Annotated in this window: 16 protein-coding genes; 7 read left to right on the top strand and 9 right to left on the bottom strand. The window is 71.2% G+C overall.

The window, feature by feature from the left end; translation table 11 throughout:
* Positions 1-51: 51 nt before the first annotated feature.
* Complete coding sequence (locus AB0N03_RS00080; protein WP_247057443.1) at positions 52-306, top strand: WhiB family transcriptional regulator; 255 nt, start codon at positions 52-54, stop codon at positions 304-306.
* Positions 307-617: 311 nt separating this feature from the next.
* Here AB0N03_RS00080 and AB0N03_RS00075 read toward each other — a convergent pair whose 3' ends face one another.
* The 4 genes from AB0N03_RS00075 to AB0N03_RS00060 all read right to left on the bottom strand — a co-directional run bounded on the left by AB0N03_RS00075 (position 618) and on the right by AB0N03_RS00060 (position 3,532).
* On the bottom strand, positions 618-2,135 hold the full coding sequence (locus AB0N03_RS00075) for a histidine kinase N-terminal domain-containing protein (protein ID WP_364362921.1): 1,518 nt from the start codon (positions 2,133-2,135) through the stop codon (positions 618-620).
* Positions 2,136-2,138: 3 nt separating this feature from the next.
* On the bottom strand, positions 2,139-2,351 hold the full coding sequence (locus AB0N03_RS00070) for a biotin/lipoyl-binding carrier protein (RefSeq protein ID WP_364362919.1): 213 nt from the start codon (positions 2,349-2,351) through the stop codon (positions 2,139-2,141).
* A gap of 240 nt (positions 2,352-2,591) precedes the next feature.
* On the bottom strand, positions 2,592-2,912 hold the full coding sequence (rsrA, locus tag AB0N03_RS00065; RefSeq protein WP_364362917.1) for a mycothiol system anti-sigma-R factor: 321 nt from the start codon (positions 2,910-2,912) through the stop codon (positions 2,592-2,594).
* On the bottom strand, positions 2,909-3,532 hold the full coding sequence (locus AB0N03_RS00060; RefSeq protein ID WP_364364215.1) for a sigma-70 family RNA polymerase sigma factor: 624 nt from the start codon (positions 3,530-3,532) through the stop codon (positions 2,909-2,911). Before AB0N03_RS00060 ends, rsrA begins: the two co-directional genes overlap by 4 nt.
* A gap of 193 nt (positions 3,533-3,725) precedes the next feature.
* Here AB0N03_RS00060 and ybaK point away from each other — a divergent pair, with 193 nt between their 5' ends.
* A complete protein-coding gene (ybaK, locus tag AB0N03_RS00055; RefSeq protein WP_364362915.1) occupies positions 3,726-4,202 on the top strand; it encodes a Cys-tRNA(Pro) deacylase in 477 nt (158 codons plus the stop codon).
* Positions 4,203-4,331: 129 nt separating this feature from the next.
* Here the strand turns inward: ybaK and AB0N03_RS00050 are convergent, their stop codons facing one another.
* Both AB0N03_RS00050 and AB0N03_RS00045 read right to left on the bottom strand, forming a co-directional pair.
* The gene (locus tag AB0N03_RS00050) at positions 4,332-4,940 is read right to left on the bottom strand and encodes an alpha/beta family hydrolase (protein ID WP_364362913.1); all 609 of its coding nucleotides are present in this window, start codon (positions 4,938-4,940) and stop codon (positions 4,332-4,334) included.
* Positions 4,937-5,695, bottom strand: a complete 759-nt coding sequence (locus AB0N03_RS00045) for an SOS response-associated peptidase (protein WP_364362911.1) — start codon at positions 5,693-5,695, stop codon at positions 4,937-4,939. Before AB0N03_RS00045 ends, AB0N03_RS00050 begins: the two co-directional genes overlap by 4 nt.
* Positions 5,696-5,808: 113 nt before the next feature.
* On the opposite strand from AB0N03_RS00045, the gene rsgA reads away from it, so the two are divergent.
* From rsgA to AB0N03_RS00030, 3 genes are all read left to right on the top strand, one after another.
* The gene (rsgA, locus tag AB0N03_RS00040) at positions 5,809-6,831 is read left to right on the top strand and encodes a ribosome small subunit-dependent GTPase A (RefSeq protein ID WP_364362909.1); all 1,023 of its coding nucleotides are present in this window, start codon (positions 5,809-5,811) and stop codon (positions 6,829-6,831) included.
* Positions 6,832-6,932: 101 nt separating this feature from the next.
* On the top strand, positions 6,933-7,823 hold the full coding sequence (locus AB0N03_RS00035; protein WP_364362907.1) for a hypothetical protein: 891 nt from the start codon (positions 6,933-6,935) through the stop codon (positions 7,821-7,823).
* Positions 7,824-7,893: 70 nt separating this feature from the next.
* Complete coding sequence (locus tag AB0N03_RS00030) at positions 7,894-8,643, top strand: hypothetical protein (RefSeq protein WP_364362905.1); 750 nt, start codon at positions 7,894-7,896, stop codon at positions 8,641-8,643.
* A 38-nt stretch (positions 8,644-8,681) separates the two neighbouring features.
* Here the strand turns inward: AB0N03_RS00030 and AB0N03_RS00025 are convergent, their stop codons facing one another.
* Together AB0N03_RS00025 and AB0N03_RS00020 are read right to left on the bottom strand one after the other, a co-directional pair.
* A complete protein-coding gene (locus AB0N03_RS00025; RefSeq protein ID WP_364362903.1) occupies positions 8,682-9,173 on the bottom strand; it encodes a hypothetical protein in 492 nt (163 codons plus the stop codon).
* Positions 9,170-10,576: a wax ester/triacylglycerol synthase family O-acyltransferase gene (locus AB0N03_RS00020; RefSeq protein ID WP_364362901.1), complete on the bottom strand. Its 1,407-nt coding sequence runs from the start codon at positions 10,574-10,576 to the stop codon at positions 9,170-9,172. The genes AB0N03_RS00025 and AB0N03_RS00020 overlap by 4 nt, the downstream gene beginning before the upstream one ends.
* 34 nt (positions 10,577-10,610) lie before the next feature.
* On the opposite strand from AB0N03_RS00020, the gene AB0N03_RS00015 reads away from it, so the two are divergent.
* Positions 10,611-11,372 (top strand): RNA methyltransferase, encoded by a 762-nt coding sequence (locus AB0N03_RS00015; protein ID WP_364362899.1) that lies wholly within the window; start codon positions 10,611-10,613, stop codon positions 11,370-11,372.
* A gap of 3 nt (positions 11,373-11,375) precedes the next feature.
* Here AB0N03_RS00015 and AB0N03_RS00010 read toward each other — a convergent pair whose 3' ends face one another.
* Positions 11,376-11,750 (bottom strand): HAD-IA family hydrolase, encoded by a 375-nt coding sequence (locus AB0N03_RS00010; protein ID WP_364364212.1) that lies wholly within the window; start codon positions 11,748-11,750, stop codon positions 11,376-11,378.
* Positions 11,751-11,978: 228 nt separating this feature from the next.
* On the opposite strand from AB0N03_RS00010, the gene AB0N03_RS00005 reads away from it, so the two are divergent.
* Positions 11,979-12,425: an Rv3235 family protein gene (locus AB0N03_RS00005; RefSeq protein ID WP_364362897.1), complete on the top strand. Its 447-nt coding sequence runs from the start codon at positions 11,979-11,981 to the stop codon at positions 12,423-12,425.
* The last annotated feature ends 137 nt before the right edge of the window (positions 12,426-12,562 follow it).

The following is a 12,562-nucleotide window of genomic DNA, read 5'->3' as shown; positions in this document are numbered from 1 at the left end:
TTGACGACTGTGGCGCGGCCCTCCCCGCGCCATATGAAGGAGCTCACGAACATGGACTGGCGCCACGACGCGGCCTGCCGAGACGAGGACCCCGAGCTGTTCTTCCCGGTGGGAACCAGCGGTCCTGCTCTGTCGCAGGTTAGTCAGGCCAAGGCCGTGTGCCACCGTTGCACCGTCGCTTCCGACTGCTTGGCCTGGGCTTTGGCCAGCGGACAGGACGCGGGCGTGTGGGGCGGCATGAGCGAAGACGAGCGACGCGCAGTCAAGCGCCGCCGTACGCACATTGGCACGCGTACCAACGCCTGATATCACAAAGATCCACCGAGCCGAGTAGGAAAATCACCCGGCGGGCATTTCCATGCCCACGCCGTCTGGGGTGATACCTACCCAGCTCAAGTTTAACAACCGAGGTGAAACCGCCCCACGACGGGTGTGCTGAAACCTCACCAGGACTTCAAGTCCTCGCAAAAACGTTGAACGGCCCGGCACACGAGCACCACGTGCCGGGCCTTCAACGTCTTCAGGTTCCCCGCCACTGGTTCCCGGCCGCGATCCGCACCCGATCACGTCCACCGAGACGGATATGCCCGGCGGTGATCAAGTCCAAACAGGACGGTCTACAAGCGCCTCGAAAGAGGGATGCGCAGCGCGGCTTCCGTTCCCGCCACCCGGGTCGACGCCTCGGCGTGCACCTTCCGCAGCGAAAGCGAGCCCCGCAGCTCGGACTCCACCAGCGTCCGCACGATCTGCAGGCCCAGGCCGTCCGAACGCTCCAGCGAGAACCCCGCCGGCAGGCCGCGCCCGTTGTCGCGGATGACGACGTCCAGCCAGCGGGCCGAGCGCTCCACGATCAGCTCGACCTTGCCCGACCGGCCCGCCGGGAAGGCGTGCTCGATGGCGTTCTGCACCAGCTCGGCCAGCACCATCACCAGCGGCGTCGCGATTTCCGCGACCACCACCCCGAACGAGCCCTTCCGCTTCAGCCCGACCTGCGACTCCGCCGTGGCGACTTCGCCGACCATCGGCAGCACGTTGTCGAGGAGCTTGTCGAGGTCGACGCGCTCGTCCACCGAGATCGACAGCGCCTCGTGCACCAGCGCGATCGACGTCACCCGGCGCACCGACTCCGCGAGCGCGAGCCGCGCCTCCTCCGACGACGTCCGGCGGGACTGCAGGCGCAGCAGCGCCGCTACCGTCTGCAGGTTGTTCTTCACCCGGTGGTGGATCTCGCGGATGGTCGCGTCCTTCGACAGCAACGCCCGGTCGCGGCGCTTGACCTCGGTGACGTCGCGCACCAGCACCAGCGCGCCCGCCGCCTGCCCGGCCGGCCGCAGCGGCAGCGCGCGGAACAGCACCACCGCGCCGCGTCGCGAATCGGCCTCCGTACGGCTCGACGGCTTCCCGTCGAGGGCCTCGATGATCCGGTGCGACACCTCGGTCGCGTCGAACGGGTCGCGGATCAGCGACCGCGTCAGCGGCGCCAGCCGGGTGCCGACCAGGTCGGACTCGTGCCCCATCCGGTGGTACGCGGACAAGCCGTTCGGACTGGCGAACACGACCGTGCCGCTCGAATCGAGCCGGATCAGCCCGTCCCCCACCCGCGGCGACGTGTGCGTGTCGGTCGCGTTGGTGCCGCTCGGCGGGAACGTGCCGTCGACGATCATCTGGCACAGGTCGCCGGCGCTGCCCAGGTACGCGATCTCCAGCGGCGAAGGGACGCGCGGCGCGGCCAGGTTCGTCTCGCGGCTCATCACGGCGACGACGTCGTCGTGGAAGCGCACCGGGATCGCCTCGCGTCGCATCGGCAGGTCGCGGTACCAGTGCGGGTCTTCCTCGCGGCAGATCCGCGCCTCGCGCATGGCCTTCGCCAGCTGCGGGTGCTCCTCCACCGTGAACCGCGTGCCGACGACGTCCTCGGGGTGCGCGGTGGGCGCCGTCGTCGGCCGCGCGTGCGCGACGCAGACGAAGTCGCCGCCGTCCGGCTGCAGGTCCTCGGTGACCGGGACCCAGAGCAGGAAGTCGGCGAAGGACAGGTCGGCCAGCAGCTGCCACTCCGCGACGACGGTCTGCAGGTGGTCCGCGGCCTCCCCGGGAAGGCCGGTGTTGTCGGCGAGCAGTTCGTTGAGCGTGGACACGGGTTACTCGACCGTCCCGAGGACGTCACCCTGCTGGACCCGGTCGCCCTTCGCCACGGCGAGGCTGGTCAGCGTGCCCGCCTTGGCGCTCACGGCGGGCAGCTCCATCTTCATCGACTCCAGGATCAGCACGGTGTCACCGGCGTTCAGCGCGGCGCCCGGCTCCGCGACGACCTCCAGCACGGTGCCGACCATTTCGGCCCTGATCTCGGCCATCGACACCCTCCTCGCGCTCGCCCTGACCACCCCATCCAACCAGAACGCGACGTCATGACACACTTGAGAGGTTGACCAGCTTTGACGACGAGGAGTGAACATGTCGAAGCGCGCCCGCAAGCGTCGCAGCCGGAAGAAGAACAGCGCGAACCACGGCGGTAAGCCCAACTCCTGAATTCGGCGTCGGCACGCAAAAAGGCCCCCACACCGTGGTGCGGGGGCCTTTGTCGTGCTCGGGCGCTATTCGGAACGCTGCTCGAGGGTGATCTCGGTGCGTTCCACGGTGACGCCGCCGCGCGTGGCGACGGTCTGGCGGATCGACGCGCGCAACCGGCTCTTCAGCTCGGCGGGGGCGTGGTCACCGCCACACTTGCGGGCCAGCAGCTGCTTGATGTGCTCGTCGATGCCGTACTCCTCGAGGCACGGCGGGCAGTCCTCGATGTGGGCGCGCAACGCCGCGTCCCGCTCGGTGCTGCACTCGCGGTCGAGGAGCAGGTAGATGTCGGCGAGCGCCTCTTCGCAGCGGACCTTGTCCGACGCGCCCTCGCACATGTCGTTCATCGCCCCGCCACCTCTTCCTTGGCCCCCCGGATGAAGCCGCGCTCGCGCGCGACGTCGGCGAGCAGGTCGCGCAGCTGGGCGCGGCCGCGGTGCAGGCGGGACATCACGGTGCCGATGGGCGTGTCCATGATCTCGGCGATCTCCTTGTACGCGAAGCCCTCGACGTCGGCCAGGTAGACGGCCAGCCGGAACTCCTCGGGCAGCTTCTGCAGGGCGGCCTTCACGTCGTTGTCGGGCAGGTTGTCCATCGCCTCGACCTCGGCCGAGCGCAGCCCGCTGGAGGTGTGGTTCTCCGCCTTGGCGATCTGCCAGTCGGTGATCTCCTCGGTGGGCGCCTGTACCGGCTGCCGCTGCCGCTTGCGGTAGCCGTTGATGTAGGTGTTGGTGAGGATGCGGTACATCCACGCCTTGAGGTTCGTGCCCGCCTTGAAGGACGCGAAGGCGGCGTACGCCTTCAGGTAGGTCTCCTGGACCAGGTCCTCGGCGTCGGCGGGGTTGCGGGTCATCCGCATCGCGGCCGAGTACAGCTGGTCGAGCAGCGGCATGGCGTCCCGCTCGAAGCGCTCGGCGCGCTCGGCCTCGGTCGCTTCTTCCGACGCTGGGTTCTGCGTGCTCGGCAAACCGTTCCCTTCCCGCTCGGCGTCGATGCGCGTGCGCGCATACGGCGACGTCGAGTTTACGCGGGGGCCGGGCACACCGCGGTTCGCCGGTGCCTCAGGGCGGCGGCGGCTGCGAGAGCGTGTGGTGGCGAGGGTTGCTGTCACGTTCCGTACAACCGATCGGGGGGTGCGGGCATTCCCTAGACTCCGGCCCATGGCTGGCAAGGGCACCCCGGCGACGGCGCTGCTGTCGAAGCGGAAAGTGGCGCACACGCTGCACGCGTACGACCACGATCCGCGCGCGGAATCGTACGGGCTGGAGGCGGTCGAGGCGCTGGGCCTGGAGCGCGCCCGGGTGTTCAAGACGCTGGTGGCCGAGGTGGACGGCCGTCTGGTCGTGGGGGTGGTCCCGGTCACGGGACAGCTGGACCTGAAGGCTCTGGCGGCCGCGGCGGGCGGCAAGAAGGCCAAGATGGCCGACCCGGCGGCGGCTCGGCGGGCCACGGGGTACGTGCTGGGCGGGATCTCGCCCCTGGGGCACCGGAGCCGGCTGCCGGTGGTGATCGACGCCTCGGCTCCGACGTTCGGGACGGTGTTCTGTTCGGCCGGACGCCGCGGGCTCGAGGTGGAGCTGGCGCCTGGTGAGCTGATCCGGCTCACGTCGGCGGTGGTGGCACCGATCGCGGTCTGAGCCGCGGGTTACGCGCTTGTTGGCCGGCCGCCAGCGCCCCAATGTGGCCTTCGGTGCGTTCAACGCACCCAAGGGGCCCTTCGGTGCGTTGAACGCAACCAAGGCCACATTGGGGCGCTCGGGACCGGCTCAGGCCAGCGGCCGCAGCACCCGCGACAGCCACTCCGTCGCCGCCCGCGAAACCGTCTCCAGGTCCTTCGACAGGCTGTGGTCCCCGTCGACCATCACGATCTCGTGGTGCGGCCCCGCCTTCGGCCGCCCGAACGGGTCGCGCTCGCCCTGGACCACCAGCACCGGCACCTCGACCGCGTCCAGCTCCGGCTGACGCGTCTTCTCCGGCTTGCCCGGCGGGTGCTCCGGGAACGCCAGGCACAGCACCGCCACCGCCTGCCCGGCCGACGCCGTCCGGCAGGCCACCCGCGCCCCGGACGACCGGCCGCCGAACACCAGCGGCAGGGAGTCGAAGCGCTCCGACAGCTCGTCCGCGATCGTCAGCCACGCCGTGTCCAGCTGGTTCGCCGGGGCCGGCGCGCGGCGACCGGCCACCCGGTACGGCTGCTCGACCAGTGCCACGTGCACGCCGGCCGTCTGGGCCGCCCGCGTCACCGCCACCAGGTCCTTCGCGCCGAGACCGCCGCCCGCGCCGTGGCCGAGCATCAGCACCGCCACGCCCTCCTCGGCGCAGTGCAGGTAGACCCGGGCCGGGCCGTACGCGGTGTCGATCTCGACGGCGGTCATGACTTCGGCGTGTCGAACAGGGCGCCCTCGTGCGCCGGATCGACGCGCTCCAGCAGCTCCGGCCCGTTGTTGCGGACGTTGTTCACCAGGGTCGAGATCGGCCGCAGCTCCAGCGACGCCACGATGTCGTCCGGCGTCGGCACCAGCAGGTCCTTGACGTCCTCACGGTCCGGGTCGAGCCAGCCGTCCCAATGGGAGCGGGGCACGATCAGCGGCATCCGGTGGTGGACGTCGGTGAGCTGGCCGGCGGCGTCGGTCGTGATGATGGAGAACGTGATCAGCGGCGCCGCGTCCTTGTCGTCCTTCGGGTGCCAGCTCTCCCAGATCCCGCCGAACGCGATCGAGGAGCCGTCCGGCTCCGTCATGTAGAACGGCTCCTTCTCCTTGCCGGTGCGGCGCCACTCGAACCAGCCGTCGGCGGGCACCAGGCAGCGGCGGGACACCAGCGCGCGGCGGAACGCCGGCTTCTCGGCGGCCGTCTCGGCGCGCGTGTTGATCATCCGCGAGCCGACCGACGGGTCCTTGGCCCAGAACGGCACCAGGCCCCACTTCATCATCCGCAGCGAGCGCTCGGCGGGCTCGTCCTCGAGGACCTGGCCGTCTTCGTCGCGCGGGTGCCGCTGCACGACGGTGACCACGTTCTTCGTCGGCGCGACGTTGTGGTCGGCGCGCGCGTGCCCCTCGGTGAGGTCGATGGCCTCGAACTCTTCAATCAGCTTCGCCGGGTCCTTGGTGGCGGCATAGCGGCCGCACATGGCCAACCTCCTCTACCGGATACGTCCGGGACGCCATCGTTACACGCAGGCCAGGGCCGTGGCGAGCGGCGTGGGATCATTCGGGTGGCACCGGCGCACGAGAGGACGAGGGTTTGACGCGCAACGACTGGAGCAAGCTGGACGAGTCCGACGTCCGCGTGCGTCCGGGCAAGGGCACCCGGCCCCGCAGCAAGCGCCGTCCCGAGCACGCCGACGCCGTCAACGCCATGGTCATCGGCAAGGACCGCGGCCGCTGGACCTGCGCGATCGACGCCGACCCCGGACGGGTGATCACCGCGATGCGGGCCCGCGAAATGGGCCGGACGCCGGTGGTGGTCGGCGACCGGGTCGGGGTCGTCGGCGACGTCTCCGGCAAGCCGGACACCCTCGCGCGCATCATCCGCGTCGACGTGCGCACCAGCTCCCTGCTGCGCACGGCCGACGACACCGACCCGTACGAGCGGCTGGTCGTCGCGAACGCCGAGCGCCTGCTGATCGTCACCGCGCTCGCCGACCCGCCGCCGCGCACCGGCTTCATCGACCGCTGCCTGGTCGCCTGCTACGCGGGCGGCGTCGAGCCGGTGCTGTGCCTGACGAAGGCCGACCTGGCCAGCCCGGACGAGCTCCTCGCCGGATACGCGGGCCTCGACATCCCGGCGATCGTGACCCGCTACGACGAAGAGCCCGAAGGCCTCACCGAGATGCTGAAGGACCGCGTGACGGCGCTGGTCGGCCACTCCGGTGTCGGCAAGTCGACTTTGGTCAACCGCTTGGTGCCGGATGCCTTCCTGGCCGTCGGCGTCGTGAGCGCGGTCGGCAAGGGGCGGCACACGTCCGTCGCCGCGGTGGCGCTGCCCCTGCCGGACGGCGGCTGGGTGATCGACACGCCGGGCGTGCGGTCGTTCGGGCTGGCCCACGTCACCGCGGACGACATCGTCGACGCCTTCGAAGAGTTCGCCGCGGCCGCCGAGGAGTGTCCCTCGGGCTGCGGCCACCTCGGGGCGCCCGAGGACCCGGACTGCGCGCTCGACGACGTCGTCGCGGACGGAACGGCGCTGCCCGAGCGGCTCGCGTCGCTGCGCCGGCTGCTGGCCTCCCGTGGTGGTCACGACGTGACCCGCCCCACGGAAACCTGAGGCAACCGGGAACCCGTGGCGGATCGTCACCGTCCCAGTGGTAACTCTTCGTCCGATCGGGCGATATGCCGAGCGGAACATTTGACTCTGAGGGGAATTCGATGCGCAAGACCACCTTGGTCGCCGCGGGCGCCGCGCTGGTGCTCACGCTGACGGCGTGCGGCGGCAACTCCGGCACCGCCGAGCCGGCCGCCGCGGGCAACCAGACGCAGGCCAACGGCGGTGGCGGCCTCCTCGCCTCGCCGTTCACCGACGCGATCCAGCTGGCCTCGGCGTCCAAGCAGGGCACCGAGAAGTCCAAGTCGGCGAAGTTCGTCATGGAGGGCTCCGCCGCCGGCCAGACGATCAGCGCGACCGGCGCGATGGCCTTCGACGGCGCGAACACCAAGTTCTCGATGACCAGCACCGCGGCCGGCGAGACCACCGAGATGCGCATGGTCGACAAGGTCATGTACATCAAGCTGCCCGCCGACCAGCAGAAGCAGATGGGCACCGACAAGTCGTGGGCCAAGATCTCGGCCGACGGCACCGACCCGGTCTCCCAGGCGATGGGCGCCGCGATGTCGCAGTCGGCCGACCAGAGCGACCCGAGCAAGATCCTGGACCAGGTCGCCAAGGCGGGCCGGATCATCTCGTCCGACCAGACCGACCTGAACGGCGAGCAGGTCAACCACTACAAGGTGGAGCTCGACGTCGCCAAGGCCATCGACCAGTTCACCGGCCAGGTCCCGGCCGCGGCGCGCGACCAGCTCAACGAGAAGCTCAAGGGCAAGGACATCAAGATCCCGGCCGAGCTGTGGCTGAACAAGGACAACCTGCCGGTGCAGGTGACCATGGACCAGGGCCCGATGATGCAGGCGCTGGGCGCGCCCGCGGGCGACGCGAAGTTCGCGATGAAGTACAGCGACTGGGGCACCCAGGTCGACGTGACGGCCCCGCCGGCCGACCAGGTCGTCGACCTCGGCGAGCTGATGAAGAAGGCCGGTCGCTGACCGGACGACGCTGAGTAGCAGCGGCTCCCCCGAACGGGTTCGGGGGAGCCGCTGTGTTTTTGTTGGCGCCATGCGCAAAGCCGCCGTCGTGCTGCTGCTCGTCCTGGTGACCGCCTGCACCGGCTCGCCGGCCCCACCCGCGTTCACCGACGCGCGGGCGCTGGCGGACGCCGCCACGGCGGCCACGACGAGCGGCGGCTCGGCGAAGTTCGGCACGGACGTCGCCGTGGGCCAGGTCCGCTCGAAGGGGCAGGGCCAAGCGCGCTTCGGCGCGGGCGGGACGTCCCAGGTGATGACGACGGACTTCATCGGCGAGCCGATGGAGCTGCGGCTGGTGGCCGGCAAGCTGTACGCGAAGGTGCCGGAGGGTTCGCGCGACGAGGTCGGCGCGGGCAAGCCGTGGGTGGTGGTCGCGGCGGACGGGAGCGACCCGTTCTCCCAGGTCGTCGGCGGCAGTCTCGCGCAGCTGGCGGCCCAGAACGACCCGGCGCACACACTGGGCGAGATCCGGACGGCGGGTTCGATCGTCTCGTCCGAGCGCGGGCAGCTGGACGGCGTGGCCGCGGAGCACTACCGGGTGGAGCTGGACTTGGCCCGGCTGGGGGCCGATCTGCCGGCCGGGTTGCCCGCCGACGCCGCCGGGCAGCTCGGTGGCAAGTTCCCGGTGGAGCTTTGGCTCGACGACGCGCACCGGCCGGTGCAGATCGTGCTGGACCTTTCGCCGATTTTGCAGGGCGGGGAGGCCCGGATCACGACCCGGTACCGCGAGTGGGGGGTGCCGGTCGATGTGCGGCCGCCGCCTCCGGGCGAGGTCGGTTAGTCACAAGTTGTCCACCGGCAATCCCGCCTGTGGACAACTCAGAGCAGCTCCAGCAAGAACGGCAGTTCCTGCGGCGCGTACCAGGCCAATTCGTGGTCCTCGGCGTCCCCCAGCGTGAACTCCGCGTCCGGATCACCCAGGTCCGCCGCGTCGATCACCGCGGCCGCCGCGGCGACCGCGTCCGCCGCCTCGGCCGAGTCCACGTGGATCGCCGCCACCGCCTTCAACGGGATCGGCCCGCCGATGCGGACCACCGGCGCGTCCAGGTCGGGCCGCAGCGTCACGCCTTCGACGTCCGCCGAGATCACCACCCGCCGCGGCTCGCCCTTCTCCTCCGCCGCGAGCAGCCGCAGCGAAGCCCGGGCCGCGTCCAGCAGCGCCGCGTACTCCAGCTCCTCGTCCGAACCGCTCACGTACGCCTCGCGCAAAGCCGGCGTCAAAGCGAACGCCGTTCCGCTGCGGGCGCGGAACTCCCCCGAGGTTTCGAGGTCGCGAAGCATCGCGATGGTCGCAGGCAGATAGACCCTCACCAGTGCGCACCCTTCAGCTCTTCCAAGGACTCTTCGATCATCCCGGCCACGAGGTCGACGTCGAACGCGGCCTTGCGGTCGCCGTTGAGTCCGAAGTAGACGCCGCCGTGGTAGGACGTCACCCCGATCGCCAGCGCCTGGGTGCGCATCAGCGGCATCACCGGGAACATCTCGATCAGTCTGGCCTCTCCCGCGTACATCGGCACCTGCGGGCCCGGTGAGTTGGTCACCATGACGTTGAAGATGCGCCCGGACAGCGACCCCGCCGCTCGCGCGCCGAGCGAATGCAGGGTAGCCGGGGCGAAGCCGCCCACCTTGAGCAGCCCGCGCGCCGTGACCGAGCGTCCCGAGTCCAGGTGCTCGGCCATCGCGTGCCCGATGTGCTGCAGCCGCAGCACCGGGTTGGGCTCGCCGACCGGCAGGTCCACCAGGTACGCGGCCACCTGGTTGCCGACCAGCGCCGGCGTCGAGTACTCCGCCGTCTCGGCGTCGCGGACCGCCAGCGGCACCAGCGCGCGGATCGTCGCGTTCGGAGACAGCGATTCTTCGCGCGAAAGCAGCCATTCGCGCAACGCGCCGGTGATGGCGGCGAGGACGACGTCGTTGACCGTGCCGCCGTGCGCCGCGCGGATCTTGCGGAAGTCCTCCAGCCGCGTGCGCACCACCGAGAACACGCGGCCGCCCGACACCCGGACGTTCAGCGGCCCGGTCGGCGCCGGGCTCACCAGCGTGCGCAGCGTCGACGCCACCCCGCCGACGGTCTCGGCGAACTTCCCCGCCACCGCGAACGCGTCGTTCGCCGCCGAGCGGACGTTCTCCACGACCTCGCCCGGCCGCTGGACGCCCTCGCTGACCGCGTCCAGCACCAGCTGCGTGCGGCTCGGCTCGCGCCGCGGCGTCCAGATGTCCTCGAACGGCTCGGGCTCGGCCGGCGTCGGATCGAGGATGAGCTGACCGAGCTCGATCGTGCCGACACCGTCCACAACGGACTGGTGCGTCTTGGTCACCAGCGCCACCCGGTCGCCGGCCAGGCCCTCGATGAAGTACGCCTCCCAGAGCGGGCGCTCCGGGGCCAGCCGCCGCGACATCAGCCGCGCGACCAGGTCGAACAGCTGCTCGTCGCTGCCCGGCTGGGGCAGTGCCGAGCGCCGGACGTGGTAGCCGAGGTCGAAGTCGACGTCGTCCACCCACACCGGCCGCGCCAGGTGCCCCGGCACCTCCGCCACGCGCTGGCGGTAGCGCGGCAGGTACGCCAGCCGCGCCCCGACGAGGTCGAGCAGCTGCGCGTAGCCGAACCCGGACCGCGGCCGCTCGAAGATTGCCACCCCGCCGACGTGCATCGGCGTCGCGTGGTCCTCGACGTACAGGAACGAGGCGTCCAGCGCGGACAGGCGGTCGGGCATGAGCCGATCCTTACACAATGCGAGACTGCCGGGTGTGGGTGATGAGTCGACCGTCTCGCCGAAAGACCGCTTCCTGACCGTGTACGGCCGGAAGCCGGTGCTCGAAGCGCTGGCCGACGACGGCCTGCGCGTGGACAAGGTGATCCTCGCCGACACCGCCCGCGGTCCCGGCGCGGCGGAGATCCAGCGCGCGGCGAAGGAGGCCGGCGTGGCGGTGCAGCGCGCCAGCGCCCACCGGGTCAAGGTGCTCGCCGGCAACGGCAAGCAGGACCAGGGCGTGCTCGCCGACGTCGTCGCCCCGCGGATGCGCGCGCTCGAAGCCGCGCTGTCGGACCGTCGCCCGCCGTCGCGCGTGCTGCTGCTCGACGGCATCACGACGCCCGCGAACGTCGGGATGATCCTGCGCACGGCGACCGCCGCCGGGCTCGACGGCGTGATCGTGCCGCGCCGCGGCGTCGCGGCGCTCGACCCGCTGGTGGTCAAGGCTTCGGCCGGCGTCGCCTTCCGCGCGCCGGTGCTGCGGTGCGGCTCCGCGCGCGAAGCCGCCGAAATGCTCACCGAAGCCGGCTACGGCCTTTATGCGCTGGGGGCGTCGGCTCGAACTGCGGTTTTCGACGTCGAACTGCCGCAGCGCGCCGCTTTCGTGCTCGGCGGCGAGACGGACGGAGTCGGCACCGAAGTCGGCGAGCTCGTCACGGAATGGGTGTCGATTCCCATGCCGGGTGACGTCGAGTCGCTGAATGTCTCAGCTGCCGCGGCGGTCCTGTCTTTCGAACTGGTCCGCCGCGCGCGGTGACGCTCATCGATCGGGGAACAGCGCGCCGAGCTCGGTGAGCGTTTCCTCGACCGACCGGTGGTGCACGCCGACCATGCCCGCCTGGACGGCGCCGCGGATGTTCGCGGCCGAGTCGTCGACGAACGCGCACCGCACGGCGGGCAGGCCGAGCCGGTCGGCCGCGATCAGGTAGACCGCGGGATCCGGTTTGGCGACACCGACCTCGCCGGAAAACACCAGGGCGTCGAAATAGTCGAACATGGTGTTCTTCACCTCGGCCGACGCTCCGGGGGCGTTGGACAGCAGCCCGGTGCGGACGCCACGTTCGCGCGCGGCCACCAAGTAGTCGTAGAAGCGGCCTGCGTCGGGATCCGTGAGAACACCGGCGAAATCGACCAATAAGCCCTTTAACACCCGGCACACCATAGCCGGGGTAACGACGCGTTGTCTCGCACAGCGCAACAACGGCCGGCGCTTACCGCACCGGCGCCGGTGAATCCATCGCTTCGGCGGTTCTTTCCCGAATCGGGCGATTCCCGTCGCCTTTCGGGCCGGTTCCCACCTCTAAGCCGTGACGGCGGCGAAATGCCACCGTCCGGGAGGGGAGAAATGTCCGAGGAACACCGCGTGAGAACGCTGGTCCACAACGAAGTGCCGCGCCGGGCCGAAAGCCCGCCGGCGGTGACCCCGCACGAACACCGGCGCGGCGACGCCCGGTGGCCGGTGCCTCGCGGGCTGGAGGCGGGTGAGGTGGGCCGCCTGCTGACCATGCTGCTGGAGGCCTACGACGGCCGCCGTCCGGTACCGCAGATCCGCGGGCTGGTGGCACCGGAGGTCCTCGCGGGCCTCAGCGGGCCGCACTTGGCGCGGCCGCGGCACCGGCTGTGCCGGGTGCACGTGTGCACTCCGGTGGCGGGGGTGCTCGAGGCGTGCGCCCGCGTGGAGGCGGCCGGCCGGTCGTTCGCGCTGGCGGCCCGCTTCACCCGGACCCCGGCGGGCTGGCAGTGCGTGCGGTTCTCACTGCTGAAGCCGGGACGGCCGGACCAGCGGGCCCAGCGCCCGGCGGCGGCGTGAGACGCGCTCGCGCCGCCCGCGCACCGCCGGGGTGCCGGGAGGTCGCGGGGGGGGGGAGTCGGGTTGGCACCGCGCTCGCCCCCCGCCGGCCCGCGCACCGCCGGGGTACGGGCCCGCGCACCGCCGGGTGCGGGCCC

It is taken from the genome of Amycolatopsis sp. NPDC051061, assembly GCF_040682935.1.
Lineage (GTDB): Bacteria > Actinomycetota > Actinomycetes > Mycobacteriales > Pseudonocardiaceae > Amycolatopsis.
This window is presented reverse-complemented; position numbering and strand designations above follow the sequence as displayed.